The 24,661-nt window shown below is 48.1% G+C and carries 25 protein-coding genes and 1 pseudogene; 4 read left to right on the forward strand and 22 right to left on the reverse strand.

Annotated features, from left to right (window positions below; genetic code table 11):
- Positions 1 to 38 precede the first annotated feature (38 nt).
- Positions 39 to 592 (forward strand): annotated as a pseudogene (locus tag FHS77_RS07630) (transposase).
- Positions 593 to 747: 155 nt separating this feature from the next.
- Here the strand turns inward: FHS77_RS07630 and FHS77_RS07635 are convergent.
- The 6 genes from FHS77_RS07635 to FHS77_RS07660 form a co-directional block, all read right to left on the reverse strand.
- The gene (locus tag FHS77_RS07635) at positions 748 to 1,092 is read right to left on the reverse strand and encodes a hypothetical protein (RefSeq protein WP_184221987.1); all 345 of its coding nucleotides are present in this window, start codon (positions 1,090 to 1,092) and stop codon (positions 748 to 750) included.
- Between the two features lie 455 nt (positions 1,093 to 1,547).
- Entirely contained in the window at positions 1,548 to 1,814 is a 267-nt protein-coding gene (locus FHS77_RS07640; protein ID WP_184221989.1) for a YjhX family toxin, read from the reverse strand.
- A gap of 384 nt (positions 1,815 to 2,198) precedes the next feature.
- Positions 2,199 to 2,801 carry an ATP-dependent Clp protease proteolytic subunit gene (locus FHS77_RS07645; protein WP_184221991.1) on the reverse strand — a complete coding sequence of 201 codons (603 nt, stop codon included), beginning with the start codon at positions 2,799 to 2,801 and terminating at the stop codon, positions 2,199 to 2,201.
- Between the two features lie 44 nt (positions 2,802 to 2,845).
- Positions 2,846 to 3,202: an SRPBCC family protein gene (locus tag FHS77_RS07650; protein WP_184221993.1), complete on the reverse strand. Its 357-nt coding sequence runs from the start codon at positions 3,200 to 3,202 to the stop codon at positions 2,846 to 2,848.
- Positions 3,199 to 3,513 carry an ArsR/SmtB family transcription factor gene (locus FHS77_RS07655; RefSeq protein ID WP_184221995.1) on the reverse strand — a complete coding sequence of 105 codons (315 nt, stop codon included), beginning with the start codon at positions 3,511 to 3,513 and terminating at the stop codon, positions 3,199 to 3,201. The genes FHS77_RS07650 and FHS77_RS07655 overlap by 4 nt, the downstream gene beginning before the upstream one ends.
- Positions 3,514 to 3,605: 92 nt before the next feature.
- Positions 3,606 to 4,292, reverse strand: a complete 687-nt coding sequence (locus tag FHS77_RS07660; RefSeq protein WP_184221997.1) for a TetR/AcrR family transcriptional regulator C-terminal domain-containing protein — start codon at positions 4,290 to 4,292, stop codon at positions 3,606 to 3,608.
- 141 nt (positions 4,293 to 4,433) lie between these two features.
- On the opposite strand from FHS77_RS07660, the gene FHS77_RS07665 reads away from it, so the two are divergent.
- Positions 4,434 to 4,988 carry a GNAT family N-acetyltransferase gene (locus tag FHS77_RS07665; protein WP_184221999.1) on the forward strand — a complete coding sequence of 185 codons (555 nt, stop codon included), beginning with the start codon at positions 4,434 to 4,436 and terminating at the stop codon, positions 4,986 to 4,988.
- 133 nt (positions 4,989 to 5,121) lie between these two features.
- Positions 5,122 to 5,589 (forward strand): iron response transcriptional regulator IrrA, encoded by a 468-nt coding sequence (gene irrA / locus FHS77_RS07670; protein WP_184222001.1) that lies wholly within the window; start codon positions 5,122 to 5,124, stop codon positions 5,587 to 5,589.
- Position 5,590: 1 nt separating this feature from the next.
- Here the strand turns inward: irrA and msrQ are convergent, their stop codons facing one another.
- Together msrQ and msrP are read right to left on the reverse strand one after the other, a co-directional pair.
- Positions 5,591 to 6,211, reverse strand: coding sequence for a protein-methionine-sulfoxide reductase heme-binding subunit MsrQ (msrQ, locus tag FHS77_RS07675; RefSeq protein ID WP_184222003.1), 621 nt, complete (start codon positions 6,209 to 6,211; stop codon positions 5,591 to 5,593).
- Positions 6,211 to 7,158 carry a protein-methionine-sulfoxide reductase catalytic subunit MsrP gene (gene msrP / locus FHS77_RS07680; protein ID WP_184222005.1) on the reverse strand — a complete coding sequence of 316 codons (948 nt, stop codon included), beginning with the start codon at positions 7,156 to 7,158 and terminating at the stop codon, positions 6,211 to 6,213. The genes msrQ and msrP overlap by 1 nt, the downstream gene beginning before the upstream one ends.
- A gap of 224 nt (positions 7,159 to 7,382) precedes the next feature.
- Here msrP and FHS77_RS07685 point away from each other — a divergent pair, with 224 nt between their 5' ends.
- Entirely contained in the window at positions 7,383 to 8,840 is a 1,458-nt protein-coding gene (locus FHS77_RS07685) for a metal-dependent hydrolase family protein (RefSeq protein ID WP_184222007.1), read from the forward strand.
- Between the two features lie 48 nt (positions 8,841 to 8,888).
- Here the strand turns inward: FHS77_RS07685 and FHS77_RS07690 are convergent, their stop codons facing one another.
- From FHS77_RS07690 to FHS77_RS07755, 14 genes are all read right to left on the reverse strand, one after another.
- Positions 8,889 to 9,668 (reverse strand): FadR/GntR family transcriptional regulator, encoded by a 780-nt coding sequence (locus tag FHS77_RS07690; protein WP_184222009.1) that lies wholly within the window; start codon positions 9,666 to 9,668, stop codon positions 8,889 to 8,891.
- Positions 9,669 to 9,679: 11 nt separating this feature from the next.
- A complete protein-coding gene (locus FHS77_RS07695; protein ID WP_184222011.1) occupies positions 9,680 to 11,164 on the reverse strand; it encodes a M81 family metallopeptidase in 1,485 nt (494 codons plus the stop codon).
- 9 nt (positions 11,165 to 11,173) lie between these two features.
- Entirely contained in the window at positions 11,174 to 12,430 is a 1,257-nt protein-coding gene (locus FHS77_RS07700) for a Zn-dependent hydrolase (RefSeq protein ID WP_184222013.1), read from the reverse strand.
- Positions 12,431 to 12,463: 33 nt separating this feature from the next.
- Positions 12,464 to 13,171, reverse strand: coding sequence for an ABC transporter ATP-binding protein (locus FHS77_RS07705; RefSeq protein WP_184222015.1), 708 nt, complete (start codon positions 13,169 to 13,171; stop codon positions 12,464 to 12,466).
- Positions 13,168 to 13,962: an ABC transporter ATP-binding protein gene (locus FHS77_RS07710; protein WP_184222017.1), complete on the reverse strand. Its 795-nt coding sequence runs from the start codon at positions 13,960 to 13,962 to the stop codon at positions 13,168 to 13,170. The genes FHS77_RS07705 and FHS77_RS07710 overlap by 4 nt, the downstream gene beginning before the upstream one ends.
- 1 nt (position 13,963) lies before the next feature.
- On the reverse strand, positions 13,964 to 14,941 hold the full coding sequence (locus tag FHS77_RS07715; protein ID WP_184222019.1) for a branched-chain amino acid ABC transporter permease: 978 nt from the start codon (positions 14,939 to 14,941) through the stop codon (positions 13,964 to 13,966).
- Positions 14,942 to 14,944: 3 nt separating this feature from the next.
- Positions 14,945 to 15,799: a branched-chain amino acid ABC transporter permease gene (locus FHS77_RS07720; RefSeq protein WP_343060972.1), complete on the reverse strand. Its 855-nt coding sequence runs from the start codon at positions 15,797 to 15,799 to the stop codon at positions 14,945 to 14,947.
- A gap of 89 nt (positions 15,800 to 15,888) precedes the next feature.
- The gene (locus FHS77_RS07725) at positions 15,889 to 17,097 is read right to left on the reverse strand and encodes an ABC transporter substrate-binding protein (protein WP_184222021.1); all 1,209 of its coding nucleotides are present in this window, start codon (positions 17,095 to 17,097) and stop codon (positions 15,889 to 15,891) included.
- 336 nt (positions 17,098 to 17,433) lie between these two features.
- Positions 17,434 to 18,225 carry a 3-hydroxybutyrate dehydrogenase gene (locus tag FHS77_RS07730; RefSeq protein WP_184222023.1) on the reverse strand — a complete coding sequence of 264 codons (792 nt, stop codon included), beginning with the start codon at positions 18,223 to 18,225 and terminating at the stop codon, positions 17,434 to 17,436.
- Positions 18,226 to 18,230: 5 nt separating this feature from the next.
- Complete coding sequence (locus FHS77_RS07735) at positions 18,231 to 20,210, reverse strand: acetoacetate--CoA ligase (protein WP_184222025.1); 1,980 nt, start codon at positions 20,208 to 20,210, stop codon at positions 18,231 to 18,233.
- A complete protein-coding gene (gene mmsB, locus FHS77_RS07740; protein ID WP_184222027.1) occupies positions 20,203 to 21,090 on the reverse strand; it encodes a 3-hydroxyisobutyrate dehydrogenase in 888 nt (295 codons plus the stop codon). The genes FHS77_RS07735 and mmsB overlap by 8 nt, the downstream gene beginning before the upstream one ends.
- 11 nt (positions 21,091 to 21,101) lie before the next feature.
- Positions 21,102 to 22,697: a GMC family oxidoreductase gene (locus FHS77_RS07745; protein WP_184222029.1), complete on the reverse strand. Its 1,596-nt coding sequence runs from the start codon at positions 22,695 to 22,697 to the stop codon at positions 21,102 to 21,104.
- 75 nt (positions 22,698 to 22,772) lie between these two features.
- The gene (locus FHS77_RS07750; RefSeq protein WP_184222031.1) at positions 22,773 to 23,780 is read right to left on the reverse strand and encodes a branched-chain amino acid ABC transporter permease; all 1,008 of its coding nucleotides are present in this window, start codon (positions 23,778 to 23,780) and stop codon (positions 22,773 to 22,775) included.
- Positions 23,773 to 24,660 carry a branched-chain amino acid ABC transporter permease gene (locus tag FHS77_RS07755; protein WP_184222033.1) on the reverse strand — a complete coding sequence of 296 codons (888 nt, stop codon included), beginning with the start codon at positions 24,658 to 24,660 and terminating at the stop codon, positions 23,773 to 23,775. Before FHS77_RS07755 ends, FHS77_RS07750 begins: the two co-directional genes overlap by 8 nt.
- Between the last annotated feature and the right edge of the window lies 1 nt (position 24,661).

Here is a 24,661-nt window from a genome sequence, read left to right on the forward strand (position 1 = left end):
AATCTATTGATTCAATGGTACCGCAAGGAGGTGCTGCTATGAGTGATTTGATCTGGTTGTCGGCGGCGCAGATGCGCCGGATCGAGCCTCATTTTCCGTTGTCACATGGTGTGCCGCGAGTTGATGATCGCCGGATTATCAGCGGCATTATCTTCGTGCTCAGGAATGGCTTGCGCTGGCGTGATGCACCGGCTGCCTACGGCCCGCACAAGACGATCTACAACCGCTTCATTCGGTGGAGCCGAATGGGTGTGTTCAACAAGATCTTCGCAAGCCTCGCAGCGTAAGGCGGCAAACCTGACAGGTTGATGATCGATGCGCTGCCTAATGCCAAAACTATGCTTGGAGATCGTGGTTACGATGCCGATTGGTTCAGGGCAGCTCTAAACAAGCACGGCATTGCCCCTGCATCCCATCAAAGGCCAACCGCAAGGTTCTCATTCCACATGACACAATGCTCTACCGTCAGCGACATCGGATCGAAAATATGTTTGGAAAGCTCAAAGACTGGCGACGCATCCATACCCGCTATGATCGATGTGCGCACATCTTCATGTCTGCTATCTGCATTGCAGCAACCGTCATATTCTGACTTGATCAATGAGACCTGAGCCTAGCGTCTGCTCGCCTCTGATCACAGCGAGCGCAACTTTTGCCTTAAAAACTGGGCTATGGTTCAGGCGTGGTCGTCTCGTCATAGTATCCCCTGTTCCCGGCACCTAAGCCGAAATCAGGCAGAATTTCCACTTATCCTAGCTGTGCAGATTTCCCACCACCTATCTGAAGCGGACACCGCACATCTTCCAGACGAAATGGCCAAGGTGCCATCGCAAGAATAGTATCGCGCGCGTACCCTGCTGCACCTGGAGAAAATCCAGCCTCCAAAGCCGCACGATAATGCGGAGCTAAATCACCTCGTGCATAATAGGCACAATCTTGCTCGGCACTCTTGGTTTCTATCATCTGCCAAAGCCAGTCTGCAATTGCAAATTGCGCAATCTGCGCTTCGAGTATTGCCGCGTCAGAACCTGCTAGTTCAACCATCTCCGCAACCTGTTCAGGCAACTGCTTAATAGTTGCCGGATAAGGCAACTCATCCTGTCCTGAAACAATGGCAAGCGCTTCAACAAGATTGGCGGCAGCCAGAGCATAAGCAAAAGCAGCACCTTGCGAAAATCCTAAAGCAAGTGGTGCTTCGGCTTTAACCGTGTGAGCAATTGCTTGATATCACTTGTTCAGCTTACAAAATTTTTCTGCGGGTCTGCAGCTGAACCACCCAAGCCGGCGCGATCTACAGAGATAATTCTTAAATTGAGTTCTTCGGCGTCTTTTTCACCAAAAGTAAATCGGCCAGCCATGCCAGCGCCCAGACAAAAAATGACAACACGCCCGTCAACTGCGCCCCATTCACACCACGCCAATTAACGACCATCTGTCAGTTTCAGAGAATTCATTTTTAAACGACCATGTATCCAAAACTGTCTGCGCTTTTTAGCCAAAGCGCAGACAGTTTTTAACAGAAAAGACGGCAATTAGCGAGATCAAGCTCACTTTTTTACCTGCTGCCTTGATGCTTGCAGGCTGACTATTCCGTCACGCGAGATGTAATAGTCACTGCCTTGTGTTGAGCGGAACAATCTTTTGGCTCGTAAATTAACGAATTGTGCCAAACCGACACCATCCATAAACCAAACCTCACGCGTAATAAAATCAGCGTCGATCACTTTATTACGCTCATCTTTTTCCAGCACAACTCTGCCACCACGCGATAGCATCTCAAGCACTTTGCGCTCTAATTTTGATATATTCATCATATCACCCACGCACCTGTCTTTTGAAAAACTTACAGGTGCCATTAAAAAATGCGGATATGCTGAAACGACCTATGGTTTTTAAAACCGCGCTTCAGCATGTTTTAAAATGTGGGATCGGTGCAAAGAGGCGAAATGTGCCGAAAAGATCATCAGCCTGAAACAGACCATCATTACTTGGTTCAGCTGAACCAAGTAATGGAAAACAAGGCGATGATTGAAGATTTCATAAGAGCATAGCACAAAAGCCGGTGAAGTGACTTCCCGTTTATCAGCCGCTTGACGCGATCCAATTTTTTAGCTTCTGCGCATACATCTCCTAATGAATTAATATCTCTTATTTAGGTGTAGCGCTTCAAAAAGCACTGTATTTTTATATTTCTTGCCTTAAACAGACGCATTTTTCTGCAAAATACTGTCAATTAAGCCCCATTCCAGCGCTTCCTGAGCATCCATAAAGCAGTCCCGATCCAATTTTCGCTCGACCTCTTCATAGGTACGGCCACAATGTCTGGCGTAAAATTCAATCACTTTATGCTTGGTTTTGCGCATCTCTTCGGCCTGAATAAAAATATCCGAAGCCTGCCCCTGAAAGCCACCTAATGGCTGATGCACATGCAGGCTGGCATTAGGCAAAGCAGAGCGATGCCCCGGTTCACCGGCCATTAATAAAAACGATCCCATCGAGCGCGCCGTCCCCATACATAGCGTATGCACCGGAGCATGGATAAACTGCATTGTATCATAAATTGCCAGTCCGCTCGTCATCGAACCACCCAGCGAGTTAATATAGAGATTAATCGGCTTTTTCTGGCTTTCGGCTTCTAAAAGCAACAATTGTGCACAAATAAGCGCTGACATCGTGTCATTAACCTCACCATTTAAAAAAATGATGCGCTCCCGCAACAGGCGGGAATAAATATCAAAAGAACGCTCCCCTTTTTCCGATTGCTCAATAACCATAGGGACGAGTTGCATCGTGTCGCGCATAGGCGATCTCCGTTCTTCAATATTTGATAAGGGGATAAAGGCGCTTAGGCAGCCATCATCATCGGCACATGATTGCTGTTAGCTGCATCTCGCTGTTGCCGGATACGCGCATCTGTCAGCTGATGAATGATCGTCAGCATTGCTGTGCCATCATCATTATCAGCAATGCGAAATGTTACCTGTGTTTCCAGAAAAGGCGGCACTTTCTCACGCATTTTGTACGATATCTGCTTTTCTAGAATCGTGGCCTCTTCTTCAGGCTCGCTCTCGGCAAGATCGGGTAACCATCGGGCGCGAAATTCCCGAATGGTCAATGCGCGCCATAGTTTTTGCGGGCTTACTTCAAGCGTATATTTAAAAACTAGAGCTTCAGGCTTTTCGTCTGGCAATTGAACACTCATTGATCCATATCCTTCAGCAAGAGCTTCAAGTCATCAATCCGCTTAGGCCAATAAGCACGATATTGATTAAGCCATTGTGCAATAAACGCCAATCCATCCGGATTAACCTCATAATTGACATAACGCCCGGCTTTCTCCTCACGGATCAATCCTGCTCCACGCAAAACCGCCAGATGTTGCGACATTGCCGGCTGGCTAATGCCCATACCTTCGCGCAAAGAGCTGGCATTCATATGACCTGTCGCCAGTTTTTCAAAAACAGCGCGCCGTGTTGGATCTGCAAGTGCTTTAAAAATATCGTTCTCTGTCATGCTTAATACATAAGTCATTACTTATGCGATTCGCAAGGGAATATTTGCTTTGAAGAAAATTAAAATGAATGGTTGAGCATTAAGCGATCGCCTTACACTTGGCTCAGCGAGCGAATGATCCAGTTTAAACCTTTGATATAGCTTGCATCCCAATCACTTGAATCATAGGCTATTTGCGATGCGAGCAAAGGATATTTTGCCGTTTGCGCCTGCATGAATTCTTTGATCTGCGGTCGCGCATTATCAGCTCCGCCATTTTGCCATGCAATTTGCGTGACTACCGAACCAATCATAAAATTGGACAATGTATAGCCAGCTTGAATGATATCTGTTGCCTCAAGGCCGGAATGCATCAAAATTCGTCGCAAATATTCAGAGCGCTCCAATGCATTGGGGCCAATAAAAGGGCGAAAACCGATTAATGCGGGCGCCCAATGATGGCGCAATAAAATACGTCGCCACTCATGCATATAAGCAATCAGCGTAACCTGCCAATCGTCACTTTCCAGCGGATAGATAATATCGCTCAATACAGCATCAAGCGCTAACTCCAGCACATCATCACGGGTTTCGACATGCCAATAAAGAGAAGCCGCGCCCGCATTTAAATGCTGGGCAAGCTTGCGCATGGTAAGCCCTACCAATCCCTGCTGATCAAGGATTTCCAATGCAGCATCCAGAATACGCTCTTTTGATAAAGCAGGCATTTCTGGTGCAGGTTTAACTGGCTTCAGCCAAACAGACTGCCCTGTTTTCGTCTTATCTGATTTTTCCGCCATGACCAATCTATCCTCCCACCCAGCACTACCACTTGACTCTTTTCACACCACTATACATATTTATCGAACAGCGTTCGAGTCAAGCAAATGATGTTTGATTACTGAGCATAAAAGCGAAAATTGAAGAGGTAAATGCTTAATATGACATCGTCGCCCCTCAAACCCAGCCTTCTAAAACACCTGCCTGTCAGCAATCCGCAGCTTAGTTTACGTGCGATGAAACAAGCAGATGCGCCTGCCTATGCCGCTGATACTATGGATGCAGATGTCAAACAATTTGGCCATTTGCCGCTTGAACATTACACGCCTGAAATTGTTAGCGAAATGATTGATGGCTCAATCGCGGATGGTTTGCGGAGTGGAGAGTTAGCAGTTCTAACGATTGCCGTCACTGCAAGCGACCGCTTTGCCGGTAGTCTGGTCTTGTTTGATTTCACCGATCATGACGCTGAAATTGGTTATTGGGTCGCGCCTGATTACAGAGGGCAAAATATTGCTTATAAAGCATTGATGCTGGCAGCTGATTATGCGCGCACTTTAGGACTGCGCCAGTTACGCGCCAGAACCGTTACCGATAATTCGGCATCCGTACATGTTTTACATAAAGCCGGTTTTGTGAAAACCGGTTTGCCTGAGGCAGAAACTACGCCTTCCGGTAAAACTGCGTTAATCCTTGAATTTACTCTCCAATTATAATCAGCCTAATAAATGCAGTTGCAAGTCAATTGCAAATAACTTGACCCGGTTTGTTTTTCGCTTATTCTATGGGCAGCTTTGAATTTCACTAATCATATCTGACCGCCACCATGGCAAAATACCGGATCATTACATGCTGTTCATAACTGAGGAAAACCGCAAGCGCTTATTATCATCGAATAAACCGGACAATGTTCGTTTGCAGGAAATATCTGACCGCCTCAAGAAAGTGGGCTTGCGTCCGACAAGACAACGCCTGAATATCGGCAGGTTGCTTTTTGGCGCAACGCATCGTCACATCACAGCCGATGATCTGTTTCAGGAAATTCAAACCACTGGCGAGCAATTATCGCTGGCGACCATATACAATACGCTGCATCATTTTAGTGAAGCAGGTTTATTGCGTCGCATCTGCACTGGCAGCGAGCGGGTTTACTTTGATACTGATACCGGCGATCATCATCATTTCTACGTGCAGGACGAAGATCGCATAGTTGATGCCCCCGCCGGTGATACAATTATAAATCGCCTGCCGGAAGCGCCGGAAGGTTATGAGATAACTAAAGTGGATGTGGTCATTCATCTCAAACCTAAGGTCTAACTCATTTAAGCTTGCGCAGTTTCCTTTTTAAAGCACGGCGACCACGATATAAAAGCATCAGGATAATGAGTGCTATATAAAAATAATGATCAAGGCTCAGCACTTTCGCAGACAATGAAAAGTGCAGCAAAACCAGCACGGCCACACCATAAATAAGCCGGTGAAGCCATATCCATTTTCGGCCCATTTTACGGATGGAAAAATTATTGGATGTCAGAGCAAGCGGCACAAGCAGCCCGAGTGCTGCCATACCAAACATGATAAAGGGACGCTTGGCTACATCATCCCAAAGGGTTGAAAAATCCATTGCCAGATCAAGCAGCAGATAAGCGGCCAGATGCATCAAGACATAATAAAAACTTAGCAGACCAAGCGCACGGCGATAGCGGATAAAATTCCAGCCTAAAATATCACGCAGCGGCGAAATTGCCAGCGTCAACATAAGAAAACGTAGCGCCCAAAGGCCTAGTGCCTGCTCAAAACTTTTAACGGGATCGGCGCCTAACTGATTGGTTGCCCCCAGATAAAAATACCAAATCGCCGGTATAAAGCCGATAATATAGACAGCGACATTGACCATTCCCTGCCAACGTCTGGGTGGAGACAACGAAAAGCCCTGCATCAAAAATGCGCTTTCAAATCCATGCCCGTATAAAGGGCGGCCACTTCATCGGCATAGCCATTAAAGGGCAGAGTTGGCCTGCGATTAGCACCGAAGAAACCGCCCTCCCCAATCCGGCGCTCAGTCGCTTGGCTCCAGCGCGGATGATCAACGGTCGGATTAACATTGGCATAAAAGCCATATTCCTGCGGATTGGCAATTTGCCACGTATTTTTAGGTTCCTGATCGGTGAGCGAAATGCGGGTGATCGATTTGATGCCTTTAAAACCGTATTTCCAAGGTACAACAAGACGAAGCGGCGCGCCATTTTGATTAAGCAATGTCTCACCATAAAGACCAACAGCCAGTAATGTCAGCGGGTTCATCGCTTCATCAAGCCGCAAACCTTCAACATAAGGCCAGTCAAGCGATTGAAAAAAGCCTGATTGACCCGGCATTTCATCCGGCCGGACAATAGTTTCAAAGCGGACATATTTCGCACTGCCCAAAGGTTCAACTTTTTTCAATAATGCGGCCAGCGGAAAACCATCCCATGGAATAACCATCGACCACGCCTCGACACAGCGCATGCGGTAAACACGGCTTTCAATGGTCAATTCTTTGATCAGCTTATCAAGGTCAAATGTGGCTGGCTTGCTGACCATGCCATCAATTGTCACTGTCCAGGGGCTTGACTTAAAATTGCCAGACAATTTAGACGGATCATCTTTGCTCAAGCCGAATTCATAAAAATTATTATAAGTCGTGACATCTTTTTGCGGTGTCAGTTTCTCATCCAGCATATATGCGCTGCTTGAAGAATTAAGTGCCGCTGCACCGGCATATTTCGTTGTCGCAAGTGTTGTGAGCCCGAGCGCTGCAAGCTTTAAAAAAGTACGACGCTGCGTATAAACAGACTGTGGTGTGATTTCAGACGACGGAATTTTAGGTGGGTGATAAACAGCCATTTGCCATGTCCGGTACAGTTGAAAATTGAACGTCTTTGTTAGCACTTAATTTTGTATAAATTAGGTCTGCCAAACCATACAAGCATTGTTATTGAAGAAATATCCAAATGACTATGATGAACGAGAACACAATATAAACATCTGAATTGAATTTCATATTCTCATTAATAGTTCTATGTTAGAGTGCTGGAACCAGTAAAATCTTCAAAAGACAGGGATTTCCTATGATCGTTGGATTAGGTGCGCGTTATCAGAACTATGCCCATGGATTTGGTTGTTTGTGCCACAGTAACATCATAACGGAACTGACCGACCGTGTGAGTAAATCCGTTTCAAGACGCTCTGTTCTGCGCGGTATTATGGCCACGATGGCTGCTGTCGGCGTTGGTAGCGGCAGCGCATTGGCTGCTGAAAACACTGAACGGCCGTTGGTGCTGAAAAATGTCCGCATCTTTAATGGTCAGGATGCCAAACTTATTGAAGGTAAAAGCGTTCTTATCGTCAAAAATCGCATCGAAAATATTATTGGTGCTGATGAGACGGTAGAAAATGCGCAAATCATTGATTGCGGTAATCGCGTTCTCATGCCGGGCATGATTGACGCCCATTGGCACAGTATTCTGGCAGCTATTCCGCAAATGGTCGCGATGACATCAGATGTCGCATATATCCATTTGGTTGCAGCAGAGGAAGCACAAAGAACTTTGATGCGTGGTTTCACCACCATCCGCGATGTGGGCGGCCCTTCTTTCGCGCTCAAACGCGCCATTGATGAAGGTCGGATCGCAGGCCCGCGTATTTATCCCTCCGGAGCAATGATTTCGCAGACATCCGGTCATGGCGATTTCCGTATGCGCACTGATATTCCTCGTCATAGCAGCAATGATATCAGCCTTTCAGAAGCAGCCGGCATTGCGGCTATTGCGGATGGTGAAGCAGAAGTTCTGCGTCGTGTGCGTGAACAATTAATGCTTGGCGCCAGCCAGATTAAAATTTTGGTGGGCGGCGGCGTTGCCTCGACCTATGATCCGTTTGATTCAATCCAATTCACGGAAGCTGAAATTCGTGCAGCTGTTGCTGCGGCCTCGGATTGGGGCACTTATGTTTGCTCCCATGTTTACACATCAGCAGGCATTCAGCGTGCGCTTAAATGTGGTGTAAAATCTATCGAACACGGCCAGCTTGCAGACGAAGAAACAGTCAAACAAATTGCCGATGCCGGTGCATGGTGGAGTTTGCAGCCGTTTTTGGCCGATGAAGATTCCAATGTTTACCCGACCCAGCTTCAGCGCGACCAGCAAAAAATGGTGGCCGAAGGCACAATGCGTGCTTTTGATCTGGGGCAGAAATACAATGTCAAAATGGCATGGGGCACCGACATTCTCTTTAACCCGAAAGGTACACCAACGCAGGGCAAACAACTGGCCAAAATTGCCCGTTGGTTTGACAATGCTGATGTGTTGAAAATGGCAACCCATACCAATGCGCAATTGCTGGCCATGTCAGGCCCGCGCAATCCTTATGCTTTAGCCGTTGGTGTGATTGAAGCCGGTGCCGCAGCCGATATGCTGCTTGTTGACGGCAATCCGCTGGAAGATATCAATCTCATTGCTGATCCGGATAAGAACTTCAAGCTGATTATGAAAGACGGCCGTATCCATAAAAACGAGCTGAATGCTTAATTTGTTCAAGACATTAAAAAAGCCGCGTAAGACGCGGCTTTTTTTGTTTTATCCGGAACTGCGACTGAGCAAATCGCTATTAAAAGCAGCATCAAGACGGCACATAAAATCTTCTGCGCAGCACATATGCTCTTTCATAATATGCACAACAGCATCTTTGTCCTGACGCTTGAAAGCCTCAACCAAGGCAATGTGGCTTTCCACATTATGATCGCCAAATTGTTCATGTTCGGTGAGACTTGGTGAACGGAAACTGACCAGATCACGCAGCAGACTATTGAGGAAACGGCAGATGAAAATCAGCAACGGATTGTCGGAAGCATCACATAAAATATCGTGAAACTCCGTTTCAGCGGTACGCCCGATAGTGCGATTGCCGTCGCGGTTGGCCTCAACGCAAATTTTGATATTCGCTTCCAGCTTACGATAATCTTCATCAGTCAGTTTGCCGACCACACTGAGTGCCAGCGCGACTTCAATGGATTTACGCACTTCATAAACATTTTGGAATGTCAGCGTTTGAAAATGCATATATTGACGTAATTGCTGAATGGCGATTTCAAGGGATGCCGGCTGAATTTCCGGCCCCCCATTGGGGCCGGATTGCATCGCAATCAACCCTTCAACTTCCAAAGCTTTCAGCGCTTCTCTGATAGTGCCTTTGGCGCAACCATAATGCTCCATCAATGCTTTTTCATGGGGCAAACGATCGCCGGGAACCATTTTTTCACGCGCGATTGTGCGTCGTAAATCTTCCGCAATCTGATCAGAAAGTTTAATTCGTTTGAACTTAACTGCCTTATCAATTTTGCCTGACACCTGATCCATATTTTATCCTGTCACTGCCAGACGCCCTCATTATCTAACGGATAAATCGGCCTTGCTAATTTCTTGAACGAAAACAATTGGTAATTGGAACTTGTTACACCACCGCTCGCACATTCAACAACAGCCAGAGCCTGAGGTTCGAATACCGGACGGCAATACATGCGTGACTTTAATATCAGGTAATCACCTTGCAAAGGGTCAATATTGGCGCAGTTAAAAACGCCGAGATCCCATGGCTCATGCGGAAATTCTGTAATGAGAATAGTCGCCTCATCTGTTTTGAAAGCAACAGCACGTCCCATATGGCATAATTGCCCTGTATAGATGGGGCCAGAGACAATATAATCGCCGTCACTGAGAGCCGTTACTGTGCCGGTTATTTCAAGTGGTGCTTGAGGCGCAATAAAATCATTAGCAGCAATTTTGTTGCCAAGCATAATGGTAGCCTTTGCACCGGCACCTGCTTTAAACAGTTCATCAACCACAGCAGGATCACTGAACGGCCCCGCAACAATATTTTTAAGCCCTGCCTGAATGGCGGCCTGTAATACATCCATATTGTCGCAAGTTCCACCCGACATGCAGTTGTCGCCATGATCCAGCATCAAGACATAGCCTGAGCTATGCTTCTGACGTTCTCTTTCAGCTTGCTTCACTGATATCGCTAATGGCGCTTCCGTATATAAAAACTCGTCACGGCGCTGCCATGCAACTTGCGCTACTTCCGCAGCAACAGTTTCAGCCAGAGCATCACTATCCGCCACCACGACAACGGAAAGGCCGGTTTCTTTCAAATCAGCGATCGGAAAGCCGCCAAACACAGAGACAGCATGCACACCGTCGCGTTTTTCAATCTCTTTGGCCAGATTGATAACATCCGTCATCGCGCAATCTTCATTGGTATTCATACGCAATGTAGCGGCCAGCATTGGCGGATGGTTGAAGGCTTGTTTCGGCTGCAAACCATCATCGAGCATCTTGTCGATAATGCGTGTGACATGCTCGCCGGTCGCATACATATCAATATGCGGATAGGTTTTAAAACCAACAATGCAATCGCAATTATCCAAAATATCCTGTGTAATATTGCCATGCAGATCAAGCGCAACACCAAGTGGTGTTGATGGTGCAACAGCCCGTACACGGCGCAGCAATTCGCCCTCACCATCATCAAAAGAGCGTGTGACCATTGCGCCGTGCAGATCAAGCAAAATGAGATCACAGCCTTTTGCGACACCATCGGTAATGGCAGCTGCGAGGCGTTCAAACGCCTCGTCCTCTACCGGTCCGCTTGGATTGGCTGTGGCCGCCAATGGCACAATAATCTCGGCTTTTTTTGCCAATGCATAAGCATAAAATGCTCCCAAAGCCGTATTGGAACCATTGGCAAATTTCGCGGCGTCTTCATCATAATGCGGATTAAAGGATTGTAAATTCGTGACAACAGGTGAGAAACTATTTGTCTCGTGGTTAAGACGAGCAATCAGAATGCGCATTATCAATCCTCAAGCAGCATTTTGCTGTTCTGCAATTTTACGGTCATAATGAAGCACAGCATCAAGCAGCACCTGCACACCGGCAGTGCATTCAGCCGAGCTGGTGGCTTCAGCTTCATTATGACTCAAGCCACCCTCACTCGGCACAAAAATCATGGTTGTCGGCGCAATGGTTGCGGTGTGCGCGGCATCATGTCCGGCACCGGAAATGAGATCCATATTGCTATAGCCGTGCTTCTCAGCCGCCTGACGCACTGCTTCAATGCAATCCGCATCAAAAACAACCGCATCCGTTTTTGAAATACATTCCAGCGAACCGGTCAGGCCGATCTGTTCTTTCTGGGCTTCAAACATTTCAAAAATACGTGCTTCCATCTCGTCCAGCACGGCATCATCCGGATGGCGGATATCAACGGTAAAATGCACTTCACCCGGAATAACATTGGTGGAATTCGGAGTGATTTCCATAAAGCCGATCGTGCCCACCGCATGCGGCGCATGTTTATGTGCTAATTCATCAATATAAGAAATCAAGCGCGAAACACCAAGCAATGCATTTCGGCGCATGCTCATCGGAGTGGAACCGGTATGGGCGGCAGTACCAAACAGGCGGCCTTCATACCAACGCATACCTTGCACGCCCTGAACCACACCGATCAGTTTTTCTTGTGCCTCAAGAATTGGCCCCTGCTCGATGTGAAGTTCAAACATTGCGCCAAAACTTGTTTCTTGTTTGCTTGCTTCACCGCGATAGCCAATATCATCTAAAGCCGTGCCAAATTTCACCCCTTCGACGTCTTCACGATTATCGGCATAATCACGGCTGTAAACACCCGCATAAACGCCGGAACCAAGCATGGCCGGCGAAAATCTGGAGCCTTCTTCATTTGTCCAATTGACCAGCATCAGCGGCGCTTCGGTAACATAGCCGCTCTGATCTAAAGTGCGCAGCACTTCCAGACCACCCAAAACACCCAAAATACCGTCGAATTTACCGCCGGTCGGCTGGGTATCAAGATGACTGCCCATGGCAATGGGAGCAAGATTGTTATTACGCCCTTCGCGCAGCGCAAACATATTGCCAACATCGTCAACTTTAACGCTCATGCCCAGTTTTTCACATTGGGCTGTCAGCCAATCGCGCACATTTTTATCATGCCCGGTCAGCGTTAAACGTGCCACACCACCATTAGGCAAGCCGCCCAGCTTGGCGGTTTCCATCAGACTGTTCCATAAGCGGTTTTCATCGACAATCATATTAGACATAGAAAGTGTGCCTCCTCCGGCAAACACGGTATGTTAATTGGCTTTCACGCCCAAATAGCGGTCTCGTGCATCTGTATCAGCGATAAATTCTTGCGCGGTTCCGTGATAAACAATGCGCCCCAGTTCCAGAATATAATGGCGGTCTGCCAATGCGGTACAAACGGCCAGATTTTGCTCAACCAGCAAAATAGGCACTCCGGCTGCACGGATTTTCTGAATTTGGCTAACAATTTCCTCAACGATAACAGGTGCCAGCCCTTCAACAGGCTCATCCAGCATCAATAGTTTTGGATTGTTGAGCAAAGCACGCGCGATCGAGAGCATTTGCTGCTCACCACCCGACAATTGGCTGCCGCCATTTTTCCGGCGCTCTTCAAGGCGCGGGAAAATCTGATAAATATCAGTCATCGACCAAGGTGAATTTTTACGCTGGGCAATTTGAAGATTTTCTTCAACGCTGAGCAGGCCAAAAATACCACGATCTTCCGGCACCAATGCCAGCCCCTGCTGCGAAACCTTATAGGCTGGCAAGCCTGCCATATTTTTTCCGCCGAGCGTGATTTTGCCTTTGGCCGGTGTCAGCAAACCGCTGATAGATTTCAGTGTTGAGCTTTTACCTGCACCATTGCGGCCAAGCAGCGTGACAATTTCACCTTCATTCACTTCCAGCGAAACGCCCTGAATGATGTGACTTTTGCCATAGTAACTGTGAATATTATCCACCTGAAGAAAAGCACTCATGCGATATCTCCCGTGATCATATTGCCAAGATAAGCACGTTGCACTTCCGGATCTTCGCGCACAAATGCAGGCGCGCCTTCAACCAGTTTACGTCCCGCACGCATCACCGTCACGGTATCGCTGATATTCATCACAATGCCCATATTATGCTCAATAAACAGAACGGTATGATCGCGACCCAAATCTTTGATCAGGCGCTTCATATCCTCAATGTCATCAATACCCATGCCCGATGTCGGCTCGTCCATCAGGATAACAAGCGGTTTGGAAGCCATGGCCATGCCAACTTCCAAACGTCTTTGCTGGCCGTGGGACAGTTCACCTGCCGCGCGTGAACGCACATGAGTAAGGTTCAAACGCTCCATCACATATTCTGCGGTTTGGCGTGTTTCCACATTACTATCGGCACTGCGCCATGGCGCCAGCGCTGCCCAGGGCGTTTTACCCTGCGCTGCAAGACGCAAGTTTTCATTGACATCCAGCGTCGGGAAAAGACTGGTCACCTGAAAAGAGCGGGCAACACCAAGCTGCACGCGTTCTTCAGCCGAAGCTGGGGTGATGTCTTTGCCATAAAGATGGATCGAACCGGATGATGCCTTCACGCGACCGGTGAGCGCATGAAACAAAGTGGTTTTACCTGCACCATTGGGCCCGATGATTGAATGCACACTATTGGCTTTGATCGACAAATCGACATCCGCAAGAGCTACGAATTTGCCGTAAGTGATGCCAATACCTTTGGTTTCAAGCGCCACTGATCCGGCGGAGTTTGGTTGATGCAATGCACTCATGTCACTTCTCCTCCGTTGTGTCTTGGGTTTTCGCGTCTTCTTGTTTTGAGGTGAGCGCCGCCACCAATTTTTCCAAAAGACCCCAGAGACCTTTTTGAGCAAAGAGCGAAACAACGATCAGTGCCAAACCTAAGAGCAACAACCAACGCGGCCAGATGACAGATAACCAATCAGCCAAGAGCAGATAGCTTGCCGCACCGATAACGGATGCAATCAAACTGGTGCTGCCGCCAATGATGGTCATGATCAGGATCATTTCACTGGTGTGGTGTTCAATGCTGGTCAGCGGTGCAACACCAATCAGCATTGCATGCAATGCACCTGCTAGTGCAGTCACTGCACCGGAGATGGCAAAAGCTGTCACTTTAAACGCCTTGATCGGGAAACCAACCGCTATGGCGCGCTCTTCGTTTTCACGGATAGCAATCAATGTGCGGCCAAACGTGGACTGGATTGCGCGCAAAAGAAGGGCAAAAACCACGAGGAAGATAATCGCGACATAGGTGTAATATGACCAAGTCGACGACAGAACTGTTCCGCCAAAGCTTGGACGCGGCACATCCAGCAGACCGTTATCACCACCGGTAATATCGCTGAAAGTATAAGCAAGGAAGAAGAACAGCTGCGAGAAAGCAAGCGTCAGCATGACAAAGTAAACACCTTGTCTGCGGATGGCAAACCAGCCGACCAAAGTGGCAAGTGCCGCACCGCTTACAATTGCTACCGGCAGCATCACGCCGACAGGCAGACCGGTACGGGTGAGCATGATGCCGGCAATATAGCTGCCGGAGCCGAAGAAGATGCCCTGCCCGAATGATAGAAGTCCGGTATAGCCAAGCAGCAGGTTACATGCGGTTACAGCAAGCGCAAAAATCAGGATTTCCGTTGCGAGAATACCGGATTTCATAAAGACCGGCATAATCAGAACAGCAGCAACGGCCAGCAAAAACTGGAAGTAAGGATTGTTCAGGGTTTTCATGATTTATGCTCTCCCGAACAGGCCGCGCGGCATTGAAATAATAACCAGTGCCATGCCGACATAAATGATCAGACGCGCACCTTCCGGCCAAATCGTGGCCATCATACTTTGCAGCACGCCAACCAGAATACCTGCAACCAAAGCACCGGTATAACTGCCCATGCCACCGATAACGACCACCACGAAGGCGATGCCGAGGGCATCAATCCCCATGAAAGGTTCAACACCGCGGATAGGTGCTACAAGCGCACCGGCAAGACCGGCAAGACCGGCACCAAGAGCAAAAATAGCTGTGTTAATGCGCAGCGTATTATAGCCAAGCAGTGCCATATTATCGGAGGATTCCGAGCCCGCACGCACAATCGCGCCAAGGCGTGTACCCTCAAGCAACCACCACAACAGGGCTGCGAGAATAGCCGTAAAGACAATGACGAAAATTCGATATTGCGGATAGATGAAGTCGCCCCAGATGAAGACGCCGCTCAATGCAGCAGGCGCAGAAACACTTCCACCCAGCGGACCCCAAATGATGATGACAAATTCCTGAATGGCGAGCGCCATTCCCACAGTCACCAAAATATGGAATGTATGCGGGAGTTTATAAATACGACGCAGCAATAATGCTTCCGTCACCGCTGCCAGAGCTGCCACAATCACTGTTGCAACGGGCATTGCTACCCAGAAGCTGAAACCGCGCTCAACCAGATCATAAGCCAGATAGGCACCCAACAGATAAAAAGCGCCGTGGGCAAAGTTTACAAACTGCAATAGTCCGAAAATAACGCTAAGTCCGACGGCGAGCAGGAAGTAAAGCATCCCCAGCCCGATGCCGTTCAGCATCTGGAATAAATAAATCACCAGAGTTCTCCTGAGAGTAAGAAGTCAGGCGCGGGCATAAAATGCCCGCACGAGTGAGTTGTATCGGGTAATTTTAAGCCTTGGCGGCTTTAGCCCATTTTACAACCGGCAGCTTCCGGATCGAGGAATGACTTACCAGCTGATACAACATCAGCATAATCGACTTTGTCTTTCATCTCGGACTTGGCCTTACCCTTCAGGAGATAGTAATCTTTGATAACCTGATGGTCGCCGCCACGGATAAGCTCTTCTCCGGTAAGACCGGCATATTTCATGTCATTCAACACTTTAGCTACAGCTTCACCATCGGTGCTGCCAGCCTGTACGGCTGCATCAATCAGCAGCTTGGTCATCAGATATGAACCAGCCAGCGAATAGTTCGGGCTTTCGCCATATTTAGCCTGCGTCAGTACTGCCAATTCATTATTGGTTGGCGCATCCACACCATGCCAATATTGCGCGCCAAAATAAACATCTTCGCTCAAATCCGCACCAAGACCTTCAAATTGCTCAAGGCCGGACGCCCATGCAACCACAATTTTCATGCGTTCTTTAAGGCCGAAACTGATGGCCTGACGCAATGTGTCAGAAGACTGCGCACCAAAGTTCAGGATCAGCAATGCATCCGGCTTTGCTGCAATCGCATTGGTCAGATAACCACTGAATTCTTTTTCGGTCAGCGAGTGATAGCTGTTACCGACATGCTCGGCGCCTTTTTCTTTGAAGACGTTTTTAGCAGCATTGAGCAAGCCGTCACCAAACACATATTGGGGCGTGATGGTGTACCAACGCTTAACTTCCGGCATCTGTTCGATGATCGGGCGAACCGTCTGTTCGATCGCACCAAATGTCGGCACACTCCAGCGATAAGTACCGGCATTGCAATCCACGCCTGTCAGTTCATCCGCACCGGCTGTGGTAAAGAAAGTTGCCTTGGCTTTGGTCGCTTCTTTGCCCATGGCGAGCGATTCAGAAGACAAAATTCCACCAGCAAAGAGCTTGATACCATTTTGCTCGATCGCATCCTGCATTTTACGAACAGCAGTGGCTGGCTTGCCTTCTGTGTCCATATCGAAGGTTTTAACTTTGATACCGTGCTTCTTTTCCGCCTCTTCTGCTGCGATGATAGCGCCCATCGAGGCATATTTTCCGTTGGCCGCAAATGCACCGGAAATAGGCACAGGAATACCGATATTTAATGTATCCGTTGCTGCCCATGCGCTGCGAATAAGACCTGGCATTGCCAGTGTGGTACCAGCCAAAGCAGAATAGGTCAAGAATTGACGTCTTGATATCATACCTAATTGTTCCCTTTTATAACATCTCTTTTAGTAGAGATCGTTATAACTATACGCATAGATTATCTGAACTGTCTACGGGTAAAAATCAGGTAGATAACATTCAATATAAGTCATTGAATATATTGTATTTATAACAACTAAATGGCCGTTTACCGGCAATTAAATTTGATAAGATTTTTGCGAGTATTGCAGGATATTGAATTAGATTCTTCTATATTTCAAATTCTGCTAAAATACATGCGGCGCGACACTATAAACATAAGTCATATCTAAATTACTGGGTTTTTAATGCATCGCGCCGCAATCAATCTACTATGATTTTGCGATATTATCTTATTTAGCAGTCCAACCGCCATCAATGGAAATAGTGGTGCCGGTGATGGAACGTGCCCAATCCCCGCACAGATAAAAAGCCATTTCGGCAATTTCATCCAGTCCGACAAATTGCTTGGTTGGCTGGCCTGCCAAAATCACATTTCTGATGGCTTCATCCTCGCTCATGCCATGCGCCTTTGCCTGATCACGCACTTGCTTTTCAACCAATGGCGTCAACACAAAACCGGGACAAATTGCATTACATGTGATGCCATATTCTGCGCTTTCCAGCGCCACACCTTTGGTCAAACCAACCACGGCATGTTTGGTTGCAACATAAGGCGCTTTATTGACAGAGGCACGCAAACCATGTGCAGAAGCAATATTGATGATGCGTCCCCAGCCAGCTTTTTTCATCAAAGGCAAAGCTGCATGGATGGTATGATAGCTGCTATCAAGCGAGATCTGTACAATCCGGTTGAAATCGGCATATTCAAACTGGTCAATCGGCTGCACTTTTTGAATGCCCGCATTATTAACCAGAATATCAATACGTCCAAACTGTTGAATAACAGCGGGTGCAAGGCCGGCACTTTGCGCATTATCGCTCAAATCTGCCTGAAAATAGACAGGTGCGTGTTTGGCTTCTTTTCCAGCAATTGCAAGTGCTTGCGCTGCCTCATCCGCGGCCTCCACCCCATGCATTGCAACTTGAAAACCCGCCTCACAATATCGTTTGGCAATTGCCAGCCCGATACCGCTGGTCGAGCCGGTAATAAGAGCAATTTTGGGTTCCTGATGATCTGCCATAGGGTTCAGTCTTTCAGTTCAGCAATATTTTGATAAAGCGCAAGCGCTTCAGGGTTCATCAACGCATCCAGATTTTTAACCGTACGCCCGTGGATCGTATCTCGTACGGCAATTTCGGAAATTTTCCCCGAACGCGTACGCGGTATGGCTGAAATCGCTATAATTTTAGCCGGTACGTGACGCGGGCTGGCACCTGAGCGGATGCGACTACGAATGGTCTGACGCAGTTCATCAGTTAAAACTTCGTGGGCTTTAAGCTTCACAAACAGCACAATGCGCTGATCGCCATGAATATCCTGACCAACTGTCACCGCTTCTTCAACGGCATCAATCGTTTCCACCTGCCGATAAATTTCAGATGTTCCGATCCGTACACCACCCGGATTTAAGGTCGTGTCGGAGCGACCATGAATAATATAGCCACCGGAAAATCGCTTTTCAGCAAAATCGCCATGTGCCCAGAGACCGGTAAAGCGCTCAAAATAAGCTGCATGATAACGGGAGCCGTCATCATCACCCCAGAATTTCACCGGCATGGATAAATGCGCATTACGGCATACAAGTTCACCGGATTGTCCGTTTTCACTTGGCACTTCGGGACGTGGTAAAGGCTGCGCTGCATCATCCAGCACATCCAAATCCATGCCCAGCATTGCGCCTTGCAACTCACCGCGCCAAACAGCTTGCAAAGGATTACCACCTAAAAAGCAGGCGCAAATATCCGTACCTCCAGATATGGAAGCCAAATGCACATCATTTTTCCACTTTTGATAAATATAATCAAAAGCAGACGGAATAAGCGCTGAGCCTGTAGATAAAATAGTTCTCAAGGATGAAAGATCATGGCTTTCAATGGGGCTAAGACCTGCATTATTACAAGCATCAATAAATTTGGCCGAGGTGCCAAATGTTGCAATCTGCTCCGCATCAATCAGATCAATGAGCCGTGACTGAGCCGGATAAGCAGGATTGCCGTCATAGGTGATAAGTGTTGCCCCCAAAGCCAAGGCTGACACCTGCCAGTTCCACATCATCCAACCGCAAGTGGTGAAATAGAAAAAGCGCTCATTGGCCTGAATATCACTTTGCAGTTTCAGTTCTTTGAGATGCTGCAACAGCAAGCCACCGGCAGAATGCGTGATACATTTCGGCACGCCAGTGGTGCCGGAAGAATAAAGGATTGCCAAAGGCGCATTAAATGGCATTGGCACAAAATCAATTTTACGCGGAGAATATTGCTGCAACAGAGCATCAAATTGATGGGTGGCAACGCCATCAACAGCTTCAAGGCGTTGCTCACTGATTAAAATAAGCTGTTCCGGCTTAGCGGTTGCGCAAACTTCTCGAATTGTCGGCAACACATCAATTTTTTTACCGGCATATTGATAAGTAGCAACTGCAATCAGCACTTTTGGAGCAATTTGGCTTAAGCGATCAGAGGCGCTGGCAGGGCCAAAATCCGGTGAACAAGACGACCAGATTGCACCCAAACTGCTGGTCGCCAGATAGCCGATGATGGCTTCAATATCATGGGTTACAATAGCGCCGACACGGTCACCTTTGCTAACACCCATTGCCTGCAAAGCCTGCGCCAGACTTGACACTTTATCATAAAGTTCTTTGCGGGTAATTGTGCGCCTTGTGCCGTCATCGCGATGCGCAATGATAGCCAGCCTCTTATCTGGTTCGCGCAACATGTTTTCGGCATAATTTAAACGGCTATCAGGAAAAAAACGCACATCTCTGATATTATCGGATGTAGCGACAGCGCGTTCGCCCTTTTCACCGATAATATCTAACTCATCCCAGAGCGCACTATAAAATGCTTCAGGCGCGGACACAGACCAATTGAGCAAACCCTGATAATCATCCGGCTCACAGCCATGCTGAGTGCGTGTTTTTTCTGCAAATTTAAAAAGCGCCGAAGCCTCAATTCTCGCTCTCGAAGGATGCCAAATAATCCGGTTCTCAATGGCTTCATTCATCAGCATGACCTCGCAGCATTTTAATGATGCCTGAAAAATCTTTTGCGCCATTACCGTCATTTGTAAAGCGCTGATAAAGTTCAGTCGCATTGGCACCAAGAGGGGTAGACGCGCCAGCCTGATGAGCGGCCTCTTGCGAAAGCAGCAAATCTTTGAGCATTAATCCAGCTGCAAAACCGGGAATATAATCATTGTTGGCAGGTGACGTTGGCACGGGGCCTGGAACCGGACAATAAGATGTCAATGCCCAGCACTGACCGGATGAGGTTGACGCGACATCAAACAAGGCCTGATGTGATAGTCCCAGCTTTTCCCCCAGAGCAAAAGCTTCAGAAACCGCAATCATCGAGATACCGAGGATCATATTATTACAGATTTTTGCCGCCTGCCCCGCGCCATTTTCACCGCAATGAACAATCTTTTTGCCCATCGCTTTTAAAATTGGCTCTGCCAATGCAAAAGCTTTTTCAGTGCCGCCGCACATGAAGGTCAAAGTGCCTTGCTGTGCACCGCCTGTGCCGCCTGAAACCGGTGCATCAACAGACAAATGATTATCCAATGCCGCCAATGCGTGTGCCTTGTTGGCGCTTTCCACATCAATCGTTGAGCAATCAATTAATAAGCTATTGGCTGGTAAAGATGACTTGACCAACTGATAAACCGATAAAACATGCTCCCCTTTCGGCAACATAGTGATGACGACATCAGCCGACATCACAGCCTGCTCAGCCGTTCCTGCAATTTTAATGCCAAGCTTTTCAGCTTCTTTGCAGCTTGCGTCAGAAAGATCAAAACCAACCACTTCATGATTTGCTTTGGTCAGATTGAGTGCCATTGGCAATCCCATATTACCGAGGCCGATAAAAGCAATTTTAGACATTTTGAATTCCTTTAACGGTTATCAGCGAGGATCATGTCGGCGGCTTTTTCCGCAATCATGATGGTCGGAGAGTTGGTATTTCCAGACGTGATGCGCGGCATGACGGAGGCATCCACCACACGCAAACCTTTGAGTTTTCGGAAACGCAAACGCGCATCCACAACACTTTCCTCATCATTGCCCATGCGCAATGTGCCGACCGGATGGAAAATCGTCGTGCCGATATCACCTGCCGACTTGACCAGTTCTTCATCCGTTTGCGCCGCAGTTCCGGGCAGATATTCTTCCGGCCTGAACTTTGCAAAAGACGGTTGCTTTACGATTTCGCGTGTCAATTTAATGGCGTTGACCGCGACTTTCCGGTCTTCATCGGTCGATAGATAATTAGGGCGAATATCCGGCTGCACTTTATAATCAGGGCTGCTGATATGCACCGAACCACGGCTTTCAGGGCGCAAGTTACAAACACTTGCTGTAATGGCCGGAAATGTGTGAACGGGATCGCCGAATTTATCGAGCGACACCGGCTGCACATGATATTCCAGATCAGCGGTTTGTTTCTCAGCAGATGATTTGGTGAAAACACCAAGCTGACTAGGTGCCATCGACATCGGCCCCGAACGCTTCAAAGCATATTCCAAACCGATCTTGGCTTTGCCCATCAGCGAAGAGGCTTTTTCATTAAGTGTCTGCACACCGGAAACTTTATAAACCATGCGCAACTGCAAATGATCTTGCAGATTTTCGCCGACATTTTTGACTTCAACTTTGGTTTCAACGCCAGCTTTTTGCAGGACAGCACCATTGCCAATGCCGGAAAGTTCAAGAATTTGCGGCGAACCGATAGCGCCGGCTGAAAGAATAGTCTCTTTACGCGCCGTTGCTGTTTTCAGTCCGCCTTGGTGATGAAATTCGACACCCGCCACGGCTCCATCTTTCAGTAGCAAACGTTTGACTTGCGCTTTGGTTAAAATGGTCAGGTTCTTGCGGTTTTTCGCAGGACGCAAAAAGGCTTTTGCCGTGTTCCAGCGCCAGCCGGAACGCTGATTAACGTCAAAATAGCCAGCGCCCTCATTATCACCGCGGTTAAAATCATCCGTTGCCGGAACACCAATTTCACCCGCTGCTTTTTGGAAGGCATCCAGCACATCCCAACGCACACGCGCTTTCTCAACGCGCCATTCGCCGCCGGAACCGTGATGGCTGCTTTTACCGCGATAATGATCTTCCGATTTCATAAAATAAGGCAGTACATCGTCCCATGCCCAGCCTTCGCAGCCAAGCTGGCGCCAGATATCATAATCCATCGCCTGCCCGCGCATATAGATCATGCCATTGATGGATGAGCAGCCACCCAAAACTTTACCGCGCGGATAGAGCAGCGAGCGACCATTCAGGTTTGGTTCAGCAACCGTTTTAAAGCACCAGTCTGTGCGCGGATTGTTGATGCAATAGAGATAACCGACCGGAATATGCACCCAGTGATAATTATCATTGCCACCGGCTTCTAACAGCAAAACGCGATTTTCCGGTCTTTCGGACAGGCGGTTGGCAAGAACGCAGCCCGCGCTACCCGCTCCGATGACGATATAGTCATATTCGCCCATAATTTTCTCCACACCTCCCCTGTCCCGCGTCAGCCAAGACGCGGGCGGAGATATTTCATTTCAGCAATTTAAAACTTACTTGCGGTGTTCGAAGCCGAGCATCCGGCCAAACCTGGAGGCGTAGAACTCCCCAACCAGACCACGACGGAACACCAGCACACAGGCCATAAACACAACGCCCGTGATAATCGTTACCGGTATATCGGATGTCGCCAGATAGTTCTGCAATGTCACAACAAGTCCGGCTCCAAAAATCGGTCCTGTCATGGTGCCGATGCCACCAAGCAAGGTCATCAGGATCACTTCACCCGACATTTGCCATGTCACATCGGTAAGAGTTGCAAACTGGAACACCAATGCTTTCAGCCCGCCCGCAAGACCTGCCAGTGTGGCCGACATCACAAAGGCGCCAAGCTTATACATCTGCACATTATAGCCGAGTGAAATAGCGCGCTGTTCATTCTCACGGATGGATTTCAAAATCATACCAAACGGCGAATTGATAAAGCGCCAGATCACAAAAACAGCCAGAATGAAGATCGCCAAAACGGTGTAATACATGTTGAGCTGAACATTGAGATCAAGCAAACCAAACAGAAAACCGCGCGGCACCCCCTGCAAGCCGTCTTCACCACGGGTGAAGGGCGCCTGCAAACAGAAGAAGTAAAACATCTGCGACAGAGCCAGTGTGATCATCGCAAAGTAAATACCCTGACGACGAATGGCGAAAAAGCCGATCACCAGTCCGAGCACTGCCGCCCCCGCCATGCCGACGATGAGGCCGAGTTCAGGGGTAATGCCCCATTCTTTCACCGCATAGCCGGTGAAATAAGCAGCGCCCCCAAAGAAAGCCGCATGGCCGAAAGATAGAAGCCCCGTGTAACCAAGCAGCAGATTGAAAGCGCAGGCAAACATTGCGAAGGTTAAAAGCTTCATTAAAAAGATCGGATAGACAAACATTGGCGCTATAAGAAATAGTCCCAGACCAATGAGGATCAATGCAGTTTTTACCGGACTGAAAGATGCCTGTTTTGCATGTTGCTGCACGGATGTTGCATCAAGAGTATTCGACATATCAGGCATCCTTTCCGAACAGTCCCGCAGGGCGGATAAGAAGAACGATCGCCATAATCACGAAGATCACAATATTGGATGCCTCGGGATAGAAAACCTTCGTCAAACCTTCTGCGACACCCAGCATAAAGCCGGTGACAATCGCACCCATAATGGAGCCCATACCGCCGACAACAACGACCGCAAACACCACGATAATCAGGTTGGTGCCCATCAATGGCGACACCTGATAAATCGGTGCGGCCAGCACACCGGTAAAGCCTGCAAGACCAGCACCCAGTGCATAGGTCAGCGTCAGCAATACCGGGACGTTAATACCGAAAACCTGAACAAGTGTCGGGTTCTCTGTGGCTGCACGCAAATAAGAGCCAAGGCGCGTTTTCTCGATCAATGCCCATGTGGCGACACAAACGACAAGCGATGCCACCACCACAAAAGCACGGTAATTAGGCAGGAACATAAAGCCTAAATTTGTACCGCCTGCGAGTTGCGGTGGCACGGAATAAGGTTGCCCTGCCGCACCATAAAGCCAGCGGAAAGTACCTTCCACGGCAAGCGCCAAGCCGAAAGTAAACAGCAAGCCATAAAGATGATCGAGATCATAAAGGCGCGAGAGCATAAAGCGCTCAACAAACGCGCCAAACAAACCAACGATGAGAGGTGTTACGAACAGTGCCACCCAAAAATTCATGCCGAAATATTGCAAGCCTAAATAGGCTACAAATGCGCCCAGCATGTATTGTGCGCCATGCGCAAAATTGATCACCCGCAGCAGGCCGAAAATGACCGCCAGACCAAGTGACAAAAGAGCATAAAAAGAACCATTGATAAGGCCAACGAGTAATTGCCCTAGCAATGCCTGAATTGGTATGCCGAAGATCATTGTCATA

Origin of the sequence: Paenochrobactrum gallinarii, from assembly GCF_014205685.1 — a bacterium.
GTDB classification, from domain to species: Bacteria; Pseudomonadota; Alphaproteobacteria; order Rhizobiales; family Rhizobiaceae; genus Paenochrobactrum; species Paenochrobactrum gallinarii.